This window comes from Chitinivibrionales bacterium, from assembly GCA_014728215.1.
GTDB lineage: Bacteria > Fibrobacterota > Chitinivibrionia > Chitinivibrionales > WJKA01 > WJKA01.
The window spans coordinates 39,210-59,911 of the sequence record WJLZ01000084.1; the positions used below are offsets into that span (position 1 = coordinate 39,210).

The window sequence follows — 20,702 nt, forward strand, 5'->3', positions numbered from 1 at the left end:
AATTTTTGTTGAGCCTGGAAGTCCGGCTTCAAGCCGGACTTCCCCCAAAAAGGCTCGCAGAAATATTATCGGTTTAACAGGACCTTATGAACAGTCCTGTGCTTTGCTGTTTCGATTGAAATCAGGTAAACACCCGATGCATAGTCTTTGGTTGAAAGATTATACGTCGCCTTCTTTGTTCCCTTTTTCAAGGTGACAACCGATCCATCCGGTCGCATAAGCTTCACAATATGCGCACCTTTTCTTTCGGGAATAGAAATAACAAATTCGTTTCCTTTATGAACGAATGTCGGCCGTGCCAATGACATTGTTTCGATTATTTTCTCCGCTCCCACATTTCCGGGCTCCACCGGATAGAGTTGATGTTGCGGAATGACATGCAGAGGCATTTCAGGGCACCACCAGTCCACACCGAGAGCGTCACCGCCCGAAAACTCGACTTTAATCGAATAAGGCACCCCTGCTTCAAGCGATATGGTTTCGCCGGTCACAACATAATCGGAACCACTTCCTGTTCCATCAACCAGCAACTGGCCGTCAACCCATACCTTGACGGTACCGCGGACCTGGCCGTCGAACCGGTAGGCGCTTGTGTACAGAGGAATTATCGAACCGGTAAGCCTGACATTTTTATCCGATGTCCAGTTGATCCCGAGATAGGGTTCGGTTTTTGTTTCGGAGGGTGAACCGCTGAGACTGCTGCTTGAAAAATATTCCGCTTTCAATCCGGCGCCGTCGGCATAAGAAGGACCGATCCGGTCGAAGAGATCGGGATCACTTACCATTTCCTGGGGCAATTCATAATCTTTATGAAGCTGCCCCGGGGTCTCCCAGGGAAAATCATCCTTCACACCGATATCGTCGATATCGAATCCCTGACCGGCTGCAATACGTTTGGCTTCCGATCGGGTAAATGGATAGGGTTGGTTACCAAAATCACCTTCCATCCACCAGTTCATCACATCGATGCAGTTATAGGCGGCGATATTATAGGTTTCTGTTGTAAACCCGGCGTCATGATACACACAATTCCGGTAGGAAAGGTCGCAGTCAAAACCGTCCTGACCGCCTTCCTTGTTCCGGCTGGGACAGAAGATGTGGTACAAATCGTGGAACACGCAATTATACAGCTTGTTGCCGTATCCCGGCCACCACTGTTCATACGCTCCAACATCCGCCGTCGAATGAATGACATGAGAGATATCGTTATGATGCATGTTATTCTTGCGGGAAAGCAGATAGAGCGAATCATTGCCTGCCAGCGCAGGAATGCCGGCAAGGCGCTGTCCCTTAATCGACATCCCGTAACGGCCGCATCCGCGAATCTCATTATAACTGATTTCATTTTCACCACTCTGATACATGTGAACGCCGGCACATCCCGATTGGAGCTTACCGTAATCGTGGATATAATTGTTCACCACTTCGTTGTGATGATTGATAAAATCCCAAGGGCCGGATGTGCAGCAATAGGAGCCCAGGTAAACGCCGAAATAATTGACCCCCTCAAGCCAGCACCCATACATTTCGTTGTATTGAGAGTGATAGTTAAACACCACACCCATGGTCCCGCCGTTCCAGAGCTTACTGTACCTTATCGCACAATGCTCGGCATTTTCGAACTGTACAATACCATGGCGCATGCAGTCGTTTTCACAATTGTTCTCGTGGTCTTCATCACCGGGATTTGCAGGTGAGGTTTTACTCGAATACACCGTATCGGGACCGTCGGTTGTTGACAATGTAACACCTTCAACGGTAATATACTTCGTTGGGTTCGAAGGAGAACTTCCCATAAACTCGATAATCCGTAAAACCTTTCCCCCGACAATCACCTGATTTTCGACGGGCAGCTTTTTGGGCCAGTACCAGACATAGCCGTCACCATCAAGGGCCCATTCACCCGGTTGATCGATAAAATCTTTCGAGCCTTCGACCCAGTAATTACCGGACGGGTTCCAATTGGGCTCCATGGTGATACACCGGGTAGAAAAATCAACATTCGTTATTTCACGGGCATCGGTAAACCATCCCGGCGAAGAAGAGGCCCGGGCATTACTGTAGTCCCAGTTGTCCGGAAAATCACCCTCATTATAGTAGATGTCGTTTCCTCTCCGGGTTGCATTATAGGCGCCGTCCAGGACCTTATAATTTCCCCGTTGGTCACCGACATTACTTTCTCCCATGATATTCGGGTGACGGGCCGGCTGAGACCGCTTACCGTTTTCGGAAAGGGTCCAGAACTGCCAATCGGTACTTCCAACATGAGCTTTGTAAATATCTCCACTCACCTTCTCCCATCCGGTGATCCGTTGCCCACCATAGATAGTCGGAAACGTACCATCCTCTCCTTTCCAGAGAACCGGATTCTGCTCGGTCCCGGCGTCATTTTCATCAAACCGAAGCGGCTCGTCAAGAAAATAATCGCCATCCTTAATGATAACGGTTTTCGATTCACCGCTTACATTCCGTAAGGCATCACGGGCATGGTGAAGTGTTTTAAAAGGGCTCCCCTCGGAACCGTCGCTGTTGTCGTCACCGGTCGGTGAAACATAATAGGTTACGGCCATTGCTGCAGATGCAGCGAAAAGTAATGCAATAAGAGTACGCATACCCCCCCCATAGGTTAAAAATTAGTAAAATCCCTTTGCTGCTGATTTACTCTGCCGAACATACTGAACACCAGGATGTTTTACATACGAATCACTTTTCCCGACCGGCTCTCCTTCACGGATACAATTCGAATGACATTTATCCCGGATGAAAATACCGATTCGGGTATAGTAATATATGACTCGGAAGTTGAATGCTTGAATATCAGTTTGCCGCTGCAATCGAATACTTTGACCGTTTTTATCCCCTTTCCTTCCAGAGGAATTGAGATCCGACCGCCACCAATATCCGGGCTAATCCCGAATCCCGGGCGAGCTGTTCGACGGGGCCGGGGCAGATGAACCGCTACCCGATCAATAATCTCAGTATCGGTGCCCTCTATATGGAATGATGCAGCATTATTATAGTCATCGATATACCCGGATGCAATGTCTTCAACAGGATCGGTAACAAAAAAATCACCGTGCCAGACAACAGCGACATCCCCATCGGGATTATTGATCGTATCGTATTCACAGGGATGACGGGTCAGGTTCATGGACTCTTCCCTGATCCAGTTGAACGTTAACAGATTAGAACCGTTCTCCATGTCTCTCCCCTGCGGCGCCCAACCGGTGAATGTACAAGTCCAGTAATCGGAATTAGCCGACCATCCACCAAGTGTTGAATTGCCCGTACCAGTCGATTGGTATACATCACGGTAAACATGATTATCCTCATCGTAAATCGGATTTTTAAGGGATGTATCCACCGCCCATGAATCCCAGAGGGTCCAGTCGACATTCCCATCATCACCGGCCCCGGGATACTCAAGAGTTTCAAATGTTATCGTATCGATTCTGTTGATTCCTACACGCGTATGCCACCCGTTATTGTTGGCAAGATAAAACATTCTCGAAGGAGAAATACCGATACCGCATCCCCCGGTACTGACAAGATTGCCACCTTCATTCCATTTCTTGCTCAGATCACTGGACAGGGTCACCGGATTTCCTCCGGCAGCGACGAGACTATCGGCGTCGGGCATGCGAAACATTGTCACATTATCACCATAAGAACCCATCATGAGTTTCGTGTCGGCACAAAGCTGCATCTGGTTCGACGTCTCACTCATGTCAACTATATGCTGCGCATCACCCGTATGTACATTGACCCGCCATATATGCTGATTGAACTTCTCGGTAGTGTACCAGATCCACTCCCCTCTTGGCCATTCCAGAATCGGCGACCATATCTTGCCGTCACCTACATCACCGTTGTCGGGAAGCTTTGTCAGTTTTTTGATAGTTTTATTGACTCCGCCTATCCTGGTTACACAAACATACCAGCCGTCGCTTTCCTTGTGAAGAAATGCACAATGGGTACCATGTGAGTTTATCTGAGGAAATCGCGACTGAAGACGATCCGGACCTGCGATCAGGAAAAGTGAATCTTGCCACTCATTATTCTCAATAAAATGAACATCAATACCGTGGAATTCACCGGTAAAATCTGAGACGGCAATACCGCTGAGTCCAAAAAGACAACTGTTCAGAGTAAACAAGGCAAAAAACAGCCATTTTAAATGCGTAAAAGATTTCTTGCCGCTATACCGTTTCATAAAACCCCCTTAAGAAGCGCTTTTATCAGTCAAAGCTTATCGTTTTTTTTATGAGGAGCATATCGAAAACAACACCTCCGTGCTATAATCGCTGTTCTCATAATATATACTTAATATATACTTATCTAATAATTTAATATAACCAAATTATGCATATTCCGCCATTTTTTCCCATATTTTGTTTGGAGAAAAAGTTCCATTTGATTTAGCCGAAAGCATAACAATTTGAACATTACTTTCCCGAGGCAGAAAAACGTTTTTATCTATGAAAGAAAATGATCCCATACGGTTACCGATCAACGGCATTTTAGACCTCCATACCTTTCGCCCCCGGGATGTTAAAAGGCTCATTCCCGACTACCTCAACGAATGCAGGAAAAAGGGAATTTTTGAAATCTATATCATCCATGGCAAAGGTAAAGGCATCCTCCGTGAGAAGGTCCATGCTGTTTTGCGGCGGTTGCCTGAGGTGGTATTCTTCTATCCCGCGCCTGAACAATTCGGTGGCTGGGGTGCCACAGTTGTGGAGCTTTCGAAAAAATCCTCCTTTTGAACTTTTATATATCCCTTAATATTCATTATTTTCAATAGCAACAAGCATCAGCACCGAAATAAGCATATTCAATAAATCCAATGAAGGGAGTCACCAATGAAAATCGATCTCAAACAGGACTGCAAATACGCTCTGCTTGTTCCAACCAGCATGGGCGTCCGAATCACCCCGGTCAATGGCCAGCCGGTCTATGGCAGTACAAATTTTATGATGCAGGCCACCAGCGCCGAAACCAATGTGGCCAGTGTTTCATCCTATCTCGACCTTCCGGTTAAAGTACTCACCACCTTTGTTAAAGACAGTCCGATTGCCCGTTTTATCAAAGACAACCTCGCAAGCCGTCATATGGACTATGAAGGCAAGGATGTTGATCAGGGCGATCCCTGGGGACACCGTCACCAGTTCAATATCGCCGACAGTGGATACGGCTCCCGTGGTCCTCGCGTGCATAATGACCGGGCCGGTGAAGTTGGTCGCACATTAAATGTCAAAGATTTCGATCTCGAAAGAATTTTCGGCAACGAGGGAGTTCAAATTATCCACCTTTCGGGTTTAATCGGTGCTCTGTCGCCCGATACCGGAACATTCTGTCTTGAGCTTGCCAGAGCTGCAAAAAAGCATGGTACCCGGATCTCCTTTGACCTTAATTACCGCGCATCGTTCTGGAAAAACCGGGGAAAAGAGCTTCGTGATATTTTCCATGAAATTGCAAGTATTTCGGACATTCTTGTCGGCAATGAAGAAGATTTTCAGCTCTGCCTGGGTGTGGAAGGTCCTGAAGCCGGCGGGCAGGGGCTTGGAGCGAAAATTGACGGTTTCAAAGGCATGATCGACCGGGTGAAAAAAGCCTACCCCGCTGCATCAGTTTTCGCCACTACCCTTCGTGAAGTAGTCAACACCAACGCTCATCTATGGGGCGCTATCATGCGGGAAGGTGACAACTGGCATATTGTGGAACCCCGTCAGATTACCGTTCTTGATCGTATCGGTGGTGGTGACGGTTTTGTCGGCGGTATGCTGTATGCTGTCCTCAAAGGATGGGAATCGGAAAAATGGGTCCAGTTCGGCTGGGCAACCGGCGCACTGGCAACAACCATGCTCACCGACTATGGTCAGCCTTCCGATGAAGATCAGGTGTGGAGCATCTGGCAGGGGAATGCGCGGGTTAAAAGATAAAAAAATAGCTTTGTTCTGTCGAAACATTTTTCTATTTTAATTAAACAGCCAATAGAAAGAAGTTTTGGAGGAATTATTTGCGATTATCACCAATGACTGGAGTTCTGCTGACAGACCGGCGAGTCGATATCACTCCGAGTTATCACCGAAGACTCGACCTCATTCTGCATGATGTCCTTTCCTTTCATTATTTTTAAAACATATTATTGATACAGATGCTCAGGCATCGGTATCTCTTTGTGAAATACCGGTAAACCACCGAGTCATCCGCTCAACCCCAATATTTTTTCGCATATTAATTCAACGGCAGGAAAAAAATGCAAAAAACGATTATCCCCGACATTGAAAAAATCCAGGCATCACTGTCACACACAAACATCGATCCTGAAATTAAAACCCTTTTCGATTCTTCAAAGATGGATGAAGTTGAAGATCGTGTCATGAACAAAATAGAAAGCAAGCCTGAGGATCTGGACTACATTCTCCCGATCCTTCGCGCACTGATCCGGAGGAAAGGCGAAGTACGGGCGGAAATGCTGCTTCAACTCCTGGTCGATACAATCAGAGAAAAAGAGAAAACCGAGCTTGAATATGAACTCTTCTCGAGTGTCCTTACGTTCTGGCCCGAGAATACTCTGGCACGTGCCGGACTTATGGAGCATATTCAAAAAGCCTACGGCGACAGCCCCGATTACGAACTCCTTGTCAATCATTGCGATATCGAAAACAGCCGCGATCCTTTTCAGGCCCTCCATCTTCTTGAAACCTGGCTTCGCTTCGGCACCGGTCAGGGAGTGTACCTTCCCCAAAGGGGAGTGGGACGGATAAAGGAAATTAAACCCCGGCTCAATGTTGTGCGGGTTGAATTTCAGGAAAACAAGAGTGAACTTCTTTCACTCCGGATTACGGAAGCCGAGCGGCTCCTCGAGTTTCTTCCCAAAGGACATATCCTGCTCGAAAAACTCGAAAATCTTCCCGCCCTTCAGACCCTTGCCAAGGAAAATCCCGATGAGCTTATTAAAAAGCTTTTTACCAGCGTGGATCGTCCTCTGAAAGTCTCTGAAATAAAAGAACATCTTTCGCAGATAATTACTCCAAAAGAATGGTCATCATGGTGGAGCAAAGCTCGTAAGAATCCACAACTGACTATCAGTTCAGGAACTAAACCCATTGTTTCCTGGAGCGATTCGGCGGCCGATGCCGACAAACAGATAGGTGAAGAATTTGCAAAGGCATCTCCCCGGGAGAAACTGGATCTGTTGCAGAAGCATTCCGACCGATCGGAAGAGCTTGTGTCGACGATGCTGGACAACCTGGCCACTACCGCCGCCGCGATTAAGGAATCAAAACCGGCACTTGCCTTTGAAACGATTCTTGCTATCGACAAAGCAGCAAAAAACCGTCCTGAAACCGAATCAATCGGTGAGTTTATCGCCCGAAAAGACGCCCCCGCGCTTATCACTAAAATTAAGGACCGCACCCTGCGAAAAAATGCAGTTGCGGCAGTGAAAGATATCAGAGAAGACTGTGCGGATATATTTATCCGTCTGTTACGCACCGAAACCGATAATCAGATTGTCACCCTGCTTTACGAATCCCTGTTAAATACCAAAGAACTTGAAACACTCCTTTCCAGTGCTGTTTCGGACCCCGAATCGGCGTCCGGCTTTTATCTCTGGATATGCCGGAATATTTTGACCCGGCCCGAGTTGAATAGAAGGCTGGACTATACCTTTGCGCAAAAACTGGTGGGAGTGATAAATAACCCATCATTCAAATCTTATCACGCGTCGTTGCGAAAACTTTTTGATCCCGGCAATGTTGTGGATAAGGCTATACGAAACTTTGATAAAGAACAGGCCATAAATTTTCTCTCACTGATCGACCGGTCCGGTTCTCTTGAGAGCTATCGTAAAGAAGACCTGCGAAGCGAAATCAACCGGATGTTTCCGGATTCCGAGGAAGAAAAGGAAGAATATTTCTATACCACCGCCGAAGCGCTGGATAGAAAGCGGAAGGAATTCGAACATCTTACAAAAGTCGAAATTCCCGAAAATACCGAACAGCTTCGTAAAGCAAAAGAACTCGGAGACCTTCGGGAAAATTTTGAATATAAAGCTGCCCGCATGCGACAGGAAATGCTCTCTTCACGAGCAAAAACACTGCACGATCAAATCAGCATGTCCAAGCTTATTGTTCCGGAATCGGTCGATACATCGGCAGTCAGTATCGGTGCTAAAGTGGTCCTCAAACCTGTCGAAAACGGCGGTGAAATTCAGACCATTACCATCCTTGGGGCATGGGAATCAGACCCATCCAGGCACATCTATTCTCATCAGGCGCCTGCAGCCAATGCTCTTTTGGGTAAAAAGAAAAGCGATAAAGTCGAATTTAACAATATTCAGTTTTATATTGAAGATATCAAAGTCTGGAATGAATAAGTGGATGGCTCATAAAGAAAAGGTTGTTGTTATAGGCGCAAAAAAAGCCCGAACGGTATTCAAACAAAGCGCTTAAAATGCTTGTTGAGTCCGGTCATCTTTTAACAGCAACCTTTATTTTATCTCGCGACACAGATTTTTCGCCGTCTTTTTCTATGGTTAAAGCAGAAAATGCCAGGTAGGTTCCGCTGGCAACAGCCCGGTTATTTTTGTTGCGGCCATTCCACCAGATAAAGAAATTAGAACCTTCCTGCGAAATCTTTATATTGATGTTATCACCCTCCTGTTCAGATTGAGGGAAATATTCCCCCCGGGCGATATGATTACCTATAGGATCGTAGATATCCACCGATAAGTCAGCAAGATATCGAACGCTTGCCGTGTCACCAGTCGAAACATCGGACTGTATTATTATCATGGCCCCACCTTTTACCCGTCCGTGGCCGGGAAAGCTTCTTAATGAATCGTCAATATCCGGTGATAATGGAATAGCACCGATTTTATATTCATAATCGGGGTATCTTACAGCAAGTTTTACTTTTCGGCTTGTTTCTTTCTGGGTATTATTTCCGTCCCCCACCTTATCAGGATATATCCAAACCAGATCTCCGTTTTTAGGAAATACTTCTTCCGTCCCCAAATCAGGTTTTATTCTGCTGATTCGAAAGGAATGATTTTTCCCCTTTGCTTCAACAACACTTTCTACGACCATCAAATACGATACATTTTCATCCTGACTGAATTTGAAGGGAACGGTGTCGGTAATTTCATCCAAAGGTTCGGAAAAAACAACCTCCAGTACATTCTCCTTCTCCTGCGAAAAAGGTTTATAAACCGCGGAAACCAGTACCGGCGCCATGCTGTCGGCAATTGCATAAGTGCCGCCGGGAACAAAGTTTTCGTAGGAAGGCTTGATAAGGTACTTATCTATGTGGAGCGTATCTTTGTCCGAATCGACCGTGGTATTAATGGTTGCTTTTGTTGTATCCTGTGTTACCACTATAACAAAGGCTTTTGGATCATTCCGCAACGGTTTGATTGTATCCACGCTCATGTAGCGATGGGCAGGAAGGTCACTGTCGGTTATTCTTTTTTGCAGAGAATCGAGTTCATCGCTTGCAATATTTTCACCAAGATGAACTCTGATCTCATTGATATAACCATCACCGTCAGTATCAAAATAGGCCGGCTGTACGGCACTAAGCTTAATACATTCATACAGAAGACCACTTATGGGATCGAACTCCTGCAAACTGATATCTGAGCTTTGCCTGACCGTAAAGGAGGCGGATATTGTAGTATCGCCATCATCAGGAGCACCGCTCTGGGAATAGGAATAATCCCAGGTAAGACTGACCGACACATCGACACCGGAACCGGACAATGGAACAGCCTGGGGAAAGACAAAGCTTGTATCCGTTTCCGCTGATGATTGTTGTCCTGTAAGGGTACCGCCCGAGGGGGTTACCGTTGCCGATATGGGATTTTCTACAACAATATTCTGCAATTTTCCGAGCAGGTCGGTGTCGGGATTATTGACCGGAGAAATACTGCTTTTTTCATTTGTTGCTGAATAACCGTTGGTTTTAATATGCTCGGTCATTGCAACAAGATTCGCATGGGGTTCCGAGCAGTCTTTACATAAATAATAGGTATAAGTAGTTGGTACATTTTCTCCGAATCTGTAATCATCCCGACTATCCAGTCGTTCATCATTTACATACCCGGCATCACCGTCGGAAAGAAAAACAATATACTGCCGGCGGGGATCAGTGGGAGAATTTTTGAAAGCGTCTTTTGCAGCTTCAAAGCCGAGGCTTATATCAGTCCCGACAACACCCGCACCCGATGAGCGTTCCTCGGGACGTGTCGTTTTTGTAGCGAGTGTAACGATGTCCCCTCCAGGATAATAGGCGGTATCGGTAGCAAGCCACTCTTTTATGTTTTCGAGGCCGTTTTTATTATTTGATAATACTGAATCGAGCGGAATCAGAGGAATATAGGCATCGTTATATTCATAATTGCCGATTTTCGACAGGATACCGGGATCATCCCGGAAATCCCACTCCAGTCTGTCGGTAAATACTGCAACACCGACCCGGACATAGGGATAGGTTTGATACATCTGTTCGAGAAATTGTTTGGTTATCTCATATCGCGCACCATTAGGATCATTTTGCGCCATACTGCCCGATTCATCGATAACAAAAAATATTGATGCCGTATCCTGAAAGGAACTCTGAAAAACGATTTCGGGAAGACACGCTTTAACATCACGAGATATTTCGCTAATCTCAAGCGGTACCTCAATAGTTTTTCCATCGATATTGCTCAGATTGCAGGCATCGATTCGCAGAAAACAGGTACTGTCGGCGGCATTCAGGTGTAAGAGTAGAGTCGCCGAAAAAATGCAAAAAACGACTTTTTGAAATAGTCTCATTAATTCCTCCAGAAGGTAAAAGCCTGCGGGTACGCCTTTTTTGCCGCAGGCAATGCCAAAAACACCAATATAAGACCGGTCGGCCTCATTTATCCGGTTACCGGGTAACGGCTATCAATTGTTTAACGGTTTCGGTATCTCCGTCGATATCTTTAAGAAAGATATAGGCAACATAGGTTCCGCTGCCCACGATTCTGCCGTTTCTATTAATGCCGGTCCAGGCCGTATAATACTTGTCTTTATCACCTTTCTCATAACGGGCAATTGCCAGATTCTCAATGACGATATTACCAACCGCATCATAGATCGTAACATACGACTCATCGGTAAGGAGTTTCTTAGAAATCACCTGAATAAAAGTGCCGGTCTTTGCCTGTTTCACCCGAGAGTCCGGATTATTTTCCAGAAACGTCGTCACCCCTTCGGGAAGTTCTGCTGTTGGTGAAAAAGGACTCTTGACGGCAGGCACCGGTTTCAGATCCACTCCCCATTGAATCAAAACAACATTCCCCGGAGGCAGATGATCGCTGTTATCGATAACAAAGGGAGTACCCTTTATCAGTGACAGAGAATCTTCACCGGGATCGATTTTCAGGGTGTTGATGAGCCTAAAGGGGACCGTTATATAGGCATATCCGGATGAGTCATCCGAAGATGGACGGGTAAGAGTCAGCTCCGACATATCAATTGTCGTCCCATCAGGTTTACGAATAGTAAAAACACTGTCGATCGGAGTATCTTCGGTTCCCTGGGGCCACTTGACATCTTCATTGAACTTAACAATCATGAGATCGGGATTTGTAGTAGAGGCCAGGGGCTCATTGCCGGGAAAATAAAGTACTCTGGTAACTGAAGGCCCCGGATCGTAACGCAAGGTGAGTTCTGATGATGCACTGTCGGTTCGATCGCTGTTGATTTCCACCGAAACTGCAGCCTCCAGTGTCGCCTCGTTTCCGCCGGTTATATCGAAAATCGCTGCTTCGGCAACCTGATTAGATTGATCAATCTCTTTGCTGCCGACAAATTTGAAAGGGATGGTAACAGTGAATTGTGAACCGCTTTCCCTTGTGGCCGTAAACTCCCCCTTATCGCCGCCTTCATTGGGAATCTCGATATTTAGCGTAATTTCATCGGTTTGGGCCTCCGATACGATCACGGCAACAAATGATGATTCATTGGGCCATATTACTTCATCAACAGGCGTACTTGGATCCGATTCCAGGGCGAAATAGATATAGGTGTTTACCTTCAGACGGACACTTTTTTCAGCCGGTACATTGCCGGGTTTATCGGTATAAGGACCACTGTTGTTGAGAAACAGGTAATCCACTGCACTCAGGTCGGCGTCTTTAGGAACGGCCAGCCTGTAGGTCAAACCGTCACTGCTCACGGATATTCGGGAAACAGTACTCAGGGTCTGCGATGAACCGTAATTGTCTTCGGTGTTATGTTTTAAAAGCTGTTTCCAGGGTTCGTCACCGGTACTCTCAAGGGGTTCTGAAACGACAAGGACAAGGGTATCGGGATAGCTGCCTGCAGCCGGTGATGTGCGCAATGTTGCGTTTACCGGAACAGGTTTGATTCTGTCCTGAATATCAACCGTACTTTTGCCCGGAGCAAGGCTATATTCCGATGAAGAGGGCGAAACATGGGCATAGGGTTCATTTCCAGTTGAAGAAATGCCTGTCAGGTTAGCGTCGAATTGATCGGTAAACGTATAGGCTACTATCGAATCGTTACTACCGATAAATTCGGCTGTGGGATTCTCTTTTTTATAATCATCACCCTCCTGGTTCCAGTACGCATAATCAACAGGAAAAGCTTCCGGAATGGGACGATTATAAAATATTACGATTGAATCTCCCCGTCCATCGACATCACTGTCGTAAATAAACGCTGAATCGGGGGCAAATAATACTTTTGATATGGGAATTGCCACCCGTGCCACATCGCGGGGGTCACGGGGATAGCTCCAGGTAGCGATCAAACTATCGGATGTATTACTCTCCAGCTTCAGGTTATTATTTGTAGGGTCGGCGGTAGGAAAGCTCAGCGCCAACTTCTGTTGAAGAATAATCCTTTGACCATCAGTACCAAAGGCATCCGAAGCAGTGTCAAGTGTCAAGTTTTCACGATCATCCTTTTGTTGAGTAACAAGGGAAGGCTTATACTTGGAAAGTAATGGTGGTGTTTTGAGTTGCACATAGAAACTATCGTCTTTTTCATCAAGGCTGGAGACCACGTTTTCATCAATGTCCAGAATAGAAAGTAGTGATGTATCCAGACACTCGGTTTCCAGAAAAGATGATGAAGGAGGATCGGAGCCGGAAACATCAATAGTAAAATTGGCTTCATCGCTGGTCCCGTCTAAATATTCAATTTTCAGATAAATTTCATTAGTGCCTTCTTCAAGAGCAACGATACTGTCAAGACCGAGATACATTTTGTTGTTTTTAAATGTGCTCCGGCCTCTAACACTTTTACTTTCCTGTCCATTCGTTTCATTTCTGATCGTTACATCAATGCTTTTCTGCGTAAGCTGATTAATGAGGATCTCATCCATAACTCTGTTCAGGCTGTCGACATTCTCGGGCGGAACAATAAAAAACTCGCCGCCTGTTGTATCGGACAAAAGTGCAAGAGAACGGTAATCTTCATAGTCATTATAATCAGGGTCTCCCAGAAAGATGCCGTAAACCGGGGGCATGGTACCACCATAGGGAGGCGGAAACGATTGATCGAATACAACATTAAGCCACTGCTCATCAATTTCTCCGGGCTTGCCGTCGGAAACCATGATAATCATCGATTTTTCATTATACCGTACATTCGGATTATTCAACCATTTCTTTGCTTCGGTAAGGGGAATACTGTAGGAGGTTTCTGACAAAAACTTGATATCGATGTTATCTTTAAGCAGATCAATATTCGATTGATCGTTCAGTTGCCTTAGAAGAACATTATTAGGTCCGAGCTGCTGTCCATGCTCAATAAATCCGGCGGCTGACGAATCGTTCAGCTCTGCCATCCTGTCAATAGCAGTCTTTATTACATTTGCCCTTTGACCATAGGGATCGCCGGATATTCTGCCATGGGGACAACCACTGCAGACATCGATTTCGGTTGGACTGCCGTTATAAGTTATTGTTGTAGTCCCTAATTCTCCGTTACAATCAGCATGGCAGAATACCGAATCACCACCCTGAACCGAGACTGCCAGTGACTGCATACTTCCTGACTGATCAAGAATAAATACGACATCGGCAGCAAGGGTGTCCATTGAGATCCTGGGGCAGAGGACCAATCCATCTGCCGGAATTCTGGTAACCGATGACGGCACTGTAATAGTCTGCCCATCAATTCCAACAGGATCGATACACTGGGTGGTATCGGAAATCAGGTTACATCGCTGTTGCGCTCTTGCTGAAAAAGACATAAGAGTTAAGAGAATAAACAGGATTAAATAAGCGCTTAAACCCTGTTTGTTCGTGTATTTTGAGCCATTTCTGAATAACTTCATAATTTCAGAATCTCCTTCCAGCAAACTTAATTTATTTATACAATATAAATTCAATCACAAAAAAAACAAAGCAATTTTCAGCACCGGCAAGAAAGCGAATAAGCCCCTAAAAATTAATTTTCACAAGAATAGTCGTGTAAATTGTTCAAATTGTTCAAAAAAACGGCCCCATCATGCCTCTGATAAAGCTTTTGTATCCGGCTTACAGATGTTTTCCTCTTTTCGGGAATTTTGGGGGAGGTTTGAGATTGAAATAGAGGCGGATAAAAATCGCATAGGCAACTTCGAATTTTTCGCTGTAGGCAATTTCCCGATTACGCCGTGAATTGGTGAGTTCTTTCTTTTGCCACTGTTTTGTTTGATATATCAGTTCCTTGATGATTATTCGCAACCTGATAATATATTCGGGATTTGCTCTCCATTTCCCAATTCTGGCATCGGATTTTGGGGAACGTAAAGAGACATCAAAGAGTTCATCGGGTATTTGGGCAACAGGCGGCAGGGCGCCTTGAGAATTGCGAGCTGCGCAGACCAGATAATAAAAGCCCTTTAAAAAACGCGGAAAATAGGCATCGAGGTATAAGCATTTTCCCCAGCGCTCGCGCTGAAGGTCCTTTTCCAGACCGTTCAGGGTCTTGATAAAGGTTTTGCACACCTTGTCTAACTGTTCCGCTTCAAAATCGGAAATGATATATGATTTTTGTCCACGTTCTTTATAAATCTCCTTTTTTATACCATGTCGGGTATGTTTCGAATAGGTGTCATCGATTCGTGATATAGTCCAGACATCCTGATCGCCGGAATAGGTGATACGAACTTTCTCGAATTGCCCCGAAACCTCATCTTTAGCAACGCTCAATTTAGCCAGTGGAATATCAAAAGACTCACGGGGTTCTACCCCCCAGAGAAGAGAAAAGGACACACCGAGGAGAAAAAATATCCGAAAAGCAGAAAGAGACAATTTTTCCAGGTTCAGAGCCATATGTTTTTTAGTCGATGTCACTTGTCTCTCAAATATAATAAAAATGGCCTTCAAAATCAGATAATATAGTGCATTTTCATAAAAACCCGGCAGGATTTTAACAGTCTATCGAGAGCTGGGGAAATTATCCGGATACATAAAGACTACTTTTTAAGAGATTTCAATCCAAAGTAGTTCCTGATAAACAGAGCAAATACCTCTTCAAACTCCCCTCCGTATGATATTTCGGGATTTCGTTTTCTGTTCGCCAGCTCTTTTTTCTGAAGTCTTTTCAGCTGGAATATCAATTCTTTTGTTATAATTCTCAATCTGATTATTTGCTCTTTATCGCTTTTCCATGCATTAATCCGTTTATCCGATTTTACAGATGCCAAAGAAACTTCATATAACGAATCGGGGACCAGACTGATTTCAGGCAGGGCTTCTGAAGAATTGCGTGCCGAAGTATACAGATAATAAAACCCTTCGAGAAATCGCGGAAAATATCCGTCGAGATAGAGACATCTTCCCCATCGTTGCTTCTGCAGGTTTTTCTCAAATGTTTCAAGCGTTGAGATAAACGTTTTAACAACATCACCCAGCACTTCGGCCTCGAAATCGGTCAGCATAAAAGCCCGGGCGATATGCTCACGGTAAATGGTTTTCTCGGTTCCTCTCCGATGCACTTTCATTGAATAATCGTTTACTGCGGTAATAACCTGATAATCTTCTGAGCCTTCATAATAGACTTTCACTTTCTCACAAACTGACGTATTCTCTTCAAAACTTACGCTCAGTTTGGCAAGAGGAATCGAATAGGGAGAGCGCTGGGCAAGTTCCGGCTGTTTCTGTGAAAAAGATTGAGGAATGAAGCCAAACAGAATTACAGCCAGAATTCCCGGGGCATGCATGCGCACGAGCACTGTTGTTTTTTTCCGGTACATCCCTAGTAGTATATGATGAGTGAGGATGAAGTGCAATGTGTATCGAGAGAAACTGAGAGGTCATGGGCGGGTATTTGCTTACAGTTCACCAACCTTTTTTACCCGCAAAAAATTGGTTGCGCCCCTGGCAGGTGTCGTACCGCTCAGAACAAGCACCAGATCGTTTTTTTTCACACACTTGCTTTTCAGAAGAATCTGTTCCGCCTTTTTTTGCAACGAGACGATATTTTTATCAAAATCGATAAGAAATGGGGTTACATTCCATGCAAGGGCCAGGAGCGAAACAACTGCAGGATCAGGCGAAAAGCCGAAAATATGTGACTGGGTTCTGATTTTCGACAGATATAACGCGGTATTTCCACTCACGGTAAAAACAAGCACCGGCACATTATCAAGATCTTTGCCCGCCCAGGCAGCCGCTTCACAAAGAGCATACGGCGGATATCGATATTTCAAAGAAAGGTCTGTAATATCACGGGGATAATAAGTGCTTTTTTCGGTAGTAGAAATAATACGCTCCATCATGGTGACTGTTTTTGCGGGATAGGAGCCTACTGCGGTTTCCCCCGAAAGCATAAGTGCATCGGTGCGATCGAGTACTGCATTGGCGACATCGGCTGCTTCGGCTCTTGTGGGCCGTGGACTGTTTATCATCGACTCAAGCATCTGCGTGGCGACAATAACAAGTTTCCCCATTTCGTTGGCCCGGGTGATCAGATGTTTTTGCAGAATCGGAACTTCCTGAGGTGAAGTTTCTACCCCCAGATCTCCCCGTGCCACCATGATGCCGTCACAGACATTCAAAATATCATCGACCCGCTCGGCCGCTTCAGGTTTCTCGATTTTTGCCAGAACTTTGATCGGTTTTTTCGAACGTTTGACCGCATTGTTGACTTCGGTCAAATCCTCGGCCATCCGAACAAATGAAAGGGCGATATAATGGACCTCCTTTTCAAGAATGAATTTCAGATCCCGCCGGTCTTTAGGGGTCATCGACGGTATACTCAACTCACTGTCGGGCAGGTTAACACCTTTACGTGATGAATAGGTTCCGGTATTCAGGATTTTACAGTGAAGCGCGTTTTCTTTTATATCAACTTTTTTTACCGTCAACTCAATTGCTCCGTCATTGATAAGAATGTGTTGTCCGGCCTTTACATCATCAATCAAAGCCGGATAATCGACATAAATTGTGTCGGCATTACAGAGCCCCTTTCCCGGACGAATCAACACCGAACGCCCATTAATCAGCACAACGGAAGAATCGCTTTCGGTTTTGCCGGTCCGGATTTTCGGTCCCTGTAAGTCGGCCAAAATACCTGGATGTTTTTTTAAACCGATTCCGGCTTGAGCGATATTCTCAAGCGTTTCCCGATGATCGTCATGGGTGCCGTGCGAAAAATTGATCCTGAAAACATCAGCCCCTTTGCCAAGCAATAACCGAATCTGCTTTTTAGACCGTGATGCAGGACCGAGTGTCGCTACGATTTTCGCTTTCTTTATTGAAAAGTCCATAAATTGTCACTCCTTTACGTTTAAGCTTCGTAATTGGAACCAGAGCATCATAAAAATCCAGTCCTCTGCTGTTAACGTCCCCGATACCCTCCGGTAAAATTCGGTGCCATGACAGGAGCAGAAAGAATTAAGAATCTGTTATCTGCCCGAATGGACAAACACACCGCACCACCATTCGTCAAGTTGTTTTTCGGCGCACAAACGGAATCCCGCATTCCCGGCATCTTGAATGACAGCCTTTTTCTCTACGAGAAGCAGTCCGGACCAGACAAAGGTACCTGAAGGTTTCAAAAGATTGTTCACTTTCTGTACCAGAGGTCCGGAATGAACACGCAACATATTCATGACAATCCAGTCGAAGGCTGCTTTTTTTCCCACGGAATCGAGCGTGCCGACAACGAAATCAACCGTTCCCCTTGATGGGTTTGCATTGCGATTTTCGGCGATATTTTCCCATGCATTGCGATCGATCTCTATTCCGAGACACTTTTGTGCCCCCAGACAATCGGCAATAAAACAGAGAATACCGGTTCCTGAACCGATATCGAGAAATGTGGTATTAGGAATGCGGCCCCTTTCGGCCTCAATTACCGATGCCACCAGACGGGTGGTTTCGTGATGTCCGGTACCGAATGTCATTTTCGGTTCGAGTTTGATCCATTTCTCTCCGGCCTGTAATTGCGGAGGTTTCCACGATGGTGATACCCAGATTGAATCGGTTACCTTCACCGGCTGAATCGATTCACGCCATCGTGCATTCCAGTCCTGGTCCTCGACCGGTATTTCTTTTATCCACTCAGGATTCAGAATTCGACTTATATAACTCTTTGCAGCCGTACATGAAAGGAAATCATTGAACCAGCAGGTGAGAATAACGTCATCACCCCGGCCTTCTTCCTGACACCCCTCCATGCCGGAACTGTAGCATATACCGAGAGCTCGTTCTTTTATTGTGGGATCGACAGGGAAAGTGAGGCGGTATGAGAGCATCCAATTTAGTCCTGAACCGCTCTAGTTCGTTTAATTGCGCAGAATTCACCACACATGCTGCACAATTCGCTGTCGTTTGCCGGAAGTGACTCGCGGTATTTGCGGGCCTTATCCGGATCGATACACAGAGAGATAAACCGTTCCCAATCGAGATCCATTTTTGCTTTAGAAAGTGCATTGTCCCATTCGATTGCGCCTGGTATTCCCCGAGCGACATCAGCGGCATGAGCGGCAATCCGGGAAGCAACGACACCTTCTTTGACATCATCAACAGAAGGGAGCCTCAGATGCTCGGCTGGGGTAACATAGCAGAGAAAATCGGCACCGGCCATTGCAGCAACAGCACCGCCGATAGCCGCGGTAATATGATCGTAACCGGGAGAAATATCAGTAACCAGAGGGCCAAGCACATAGAATGGCGCATTATCGCAGAGGGTTTTCTGCACCTGCATATTTGCGGCGACCTGATTCAAAGGAACATGCCCCGGACCTTCAACGAAAACGGTAACGCCTTTCTCCCGCGCCTTTTTTACCAACTCGCCGAGAACGACGAGTTCATCGATTTGCGGCCGATCGGTAGCATCTTTGAGCGCGGCCGGACGAAATCCGTCACCAAGACTGGCGGCAACATCGTAACGGGCAAGAATATCGCAAAGCCGGTCAAAATGTTCATACAAGGGACTCTCTTTTTTATTTCGATGAATCCATTCCATCATGATTGTCCCTCCCCTGCTGGCAGCCCCGGCAAGACGGCCGGCTTCTTTAAACCTTTTTACCGTCTCCATGGTCACACCGCAGTGAAGAGTTAGAAAATCGACCCCCTGCTCGCAATGACTCTCTATCACTTCAAACATTTCATCGGCTGAAAGATCCAATACGGATCTCCCTTTTTCACTGGCAACAAAGGCCATTTCATAGAGCGGGACGGTTCCAACAGCCACCCGGCATTCGGAAAGCAGAATAGAACGGATTTTGACGATATCCCCACCCGTGGATAAATCCATAACCGCATCGGCGCCATGCTTAACCGCAACCCGCATCTTTTCAAGTTCTTCATCAACCTGAGCCATCGATGATGAGGTGCCGATATTCGCATTAACTTTTATCCTTGTATCCCGGCCCAATGCAAGGGGAGGAATGTCCCTTTTGATATTGCGAACAATTGCCACCGAACCGTCGGCAACCCTTTGCCTGACAATTTCCGGATCAAGGTTCTCCTTTTCTGCAACAGATTTCATTTCATCGGTAATGGTGCCGTTTCGAGCATTCTCGACTCGTGTCATGAACTTTCAGCCTTTTACTATTTAAAGAAATAATACAATTGCGATAATAACGAATAATTCCAATTCGTAGTAACCTATTTATAAAAATACTTCACGCAGGTTATTCTGTTAAACAGGCGCCGGTAGTATTTTTATCAGCGCCGTAGATTTACCGGAATTGTGTGCAGCAAGCGCATCATCTATTTTACACGATTCTCTATTATGGGACCTCTGACAGGGAGCATACCGTGAAGAAAAAATATTCAAAAAAAGAGTTGGACCATTTCAAAAAGAAACTGACTCAGGAAAAACAGAAAGTTCTTGAAGAAGTGGGAGAGCTTTCCCAGAGCAATCTAAAAAATTCGATCAGCGATCAGTCGGGAGAAAATTCCCGCTACAGCTACCATCTTGGCGATGTTGCTTCGTTATCATACGATCGCGAGTTTTCCATGGGCTTGGCAGAGCGTCAGCAGAAGTATCTTGAGCAAATCGATGAGGCGTTGGAACGCATCGAGGAAGGTACTTATGGAATCTGCAAGGTGACCGGAGAGCTGATACCACTGGAACGCCTGGAAGAAGTTCCGGTGGCAAAGTATTCGGTTCAAGGCAAAGAAATACTCGAGAAGCAACGCTTAAAAGGCCATTAATTCCATACTTACCAAAGGCGGTACCTATTGGGACTCGGAC

General features: G+C 45.8%; 14 protein-coding genes. 4 read left to right on the forward strand and 10 right to left on the reverse strand.

All coding sequences use genetic code 11. From position 1 onward, the window contains the following. Positions 1-65: 65 nt before the first annotated feature. Both GF401_06210 and GF401_06215 read right to left on the reverse strand, forming a co-directional pair. On the reverse strand, positions 66-2,612 hold the full coding sequence (locus GF401_06210) for a hypothetical protein (protein ID MBD3344637.1): 2,547 nt from the start codon (positions 2,610-2,612) through the stop codon (positions 66-68). Positions 2,613-2,692: 80 nt separating this feature from the next. After that, positions 2,693-4,213 (reverse strand): hypothetical protein, encoded by a 1,521-nt coding sequence (locus GF401_06215; GenBank protein MBD3344638.1) that lies wholly within the window; start codon positions 4,211-4,213, stop codon positions 2,693-2,695. Positions 4,214-4,478: 265 nt separating this feature from the next. Here GF401_06215 and GF401_06220 point away from each other — a divergent pair, with 265 nt between their 5' ends. The 3 genes from GF401_06220 (at position 4,479) to GF401_06230 (ending at position 8,383) form a co-directional block, all read left to right on the forward strand. Continuing rightward, complete coding sequence (locus GF401_06220; GenBank protein MBD3344639.1) at positions 4,479-4,766, forward strand: DNA mismatch repair protein MutS; 288 nt, start codon at positions 4,479-4,481, stop codon at positions 4,764-4,766. A 96-nt stretch (positions 4,767-4,862) separates the two neighbouring features. Next, positions 4,863-5,942 carry a sugar kinase gene (locus tag GF401_06225; protein MBD3344640.1) on the forward strand — a complete coding sequence of 360 codons (1,080 nt, stop codon included), beginning with the start codon at positions 4,863-4,865 and terminating at the stop codon, positions 5,940-5,942. Between the two features lie 317 nt (positions 5,943-6,259). Continuing rightward, complete coding sequence (locus GF401_06230; protein ID MBD3344641.1) at positions 6,260-8,383, forward strand: hypothetical protein; 2,124 nt, start codon at positions 6,260-6,262, stop codon at positions 8,381-8,383. 94 nt (positions 8,384-8,477) lie between these two features. On the opposite strand, the gene GF401_06235 is transcribed toward GF401_06230, so the two are convergent. From GF401_06235 to thiC, 8 genes are all read right to left on the reverse strand, one after another. Then, the gene (locus GF401_06235) at positions 8,478-10,823 is read right to left on the reverse strand and encodes a VWA domain-containing protein (GenBank protein MBD3344642.1); all 2,346 of its coding nucleotides are present in this window, start codon (positions 10,821-10,823) and stop codon (positions 8,478-8,480) included. Positions 10,824-10,920: 97 nt separating this feature from the next. Further along, positions 10,921-14,343 carry a hypothetical protein gene (locus tag GF401_06240; protein MBD3344643.1) on the reverse strand — a complete coding sequence of 1,141 codons (3,423 nt, stop codon included), beginning with the start codon at positions 14,341-14,343 and terminating at the stop codon, positions 10,921-10,923. Positions 14,344-14,545: 202 nt separating this feature from the next. Further along, complete coding sequence (locus GF401_06245) at positions 14,546-15,325, reverse strand: hypothetical protein (protein ID MBD3344644.1); 780 nt, start codon at positions 15,323-15,325, stop codon at positions 14,546-14,548. A gap of 143 nt (positions 15,326-15,468) precedes the next feature. Continuing rightward, complete coding sequence (locus tag GF401_06250; protein ID MBD3344645.1) at positions 15,469-16,227, reverse strand: hypothetical protein; 759 nt, start codon at positions 16,225-16,227, stop codon at positions 15,469-15,471. Positions 16,228-16,326: 99 nt separating this feature from the next. Next, positions 16,327-17,763, reverse strand: coding sequence for a pyruvate kinase (gene pyk, locus GF401_06255; GenBank protein ID MBD3344646.1), 1,437 nt, complete (start codon positions 17,761-17,763; stop codon positions 16,327-16,329). Then, entirely contained in the window at positions 17,702-17,884 is a 183-nt protein-coding gene (locus GF401_06260; GenBank protein MBD3344647.1) for a family 1 glycosylhydrolase, read from the reverse strand. The genes pyk and GF401_06260 overlap by 62 nt, the downstream gene beginning before the upstream one ends. Before the next feature lie 17 nt (positions 17,885-17,901). Next, entirely contained in the window at positions 17,902-18,753 is an 852-nt protein-coding gene (locus tag GF401_06265) for a methyltransferase domain-containing protein (GenBank protein MBD3344648.1), read from the reverse strand. 5 nt (positions 18,754-18,758) lie between these two features. Then, positions 18,759-20,036: a phosphomethylpyrimidine synthase ThiC gene (thiC, locus tag GF401_06270; protein MBD3344649.1), complete on the reverse strand. Its 1,278-nt coding sequence runs from the start codon at positions 20,034-20,036 to the stop codon at positions 18,759-18,761. Between the two features lie 227 nt (positions 20,037-20,263). On the opposite strand from thiC, the gene GF401_06275 reads away from it, so the two are divergent. Continuing rightward, complete coding sequence (locus tag GF401_06275; GenBank protein ID MBD3344650.1) at positions 20,264-20,662, forward strand: TraR/DksA family transcriptional regulator; 399 nt, start codon at positions 20,264-20,266, stop codon at positions 20,660-20,662. Positions 20,663-20,702 lie beyond the last annotated feature (40 nt).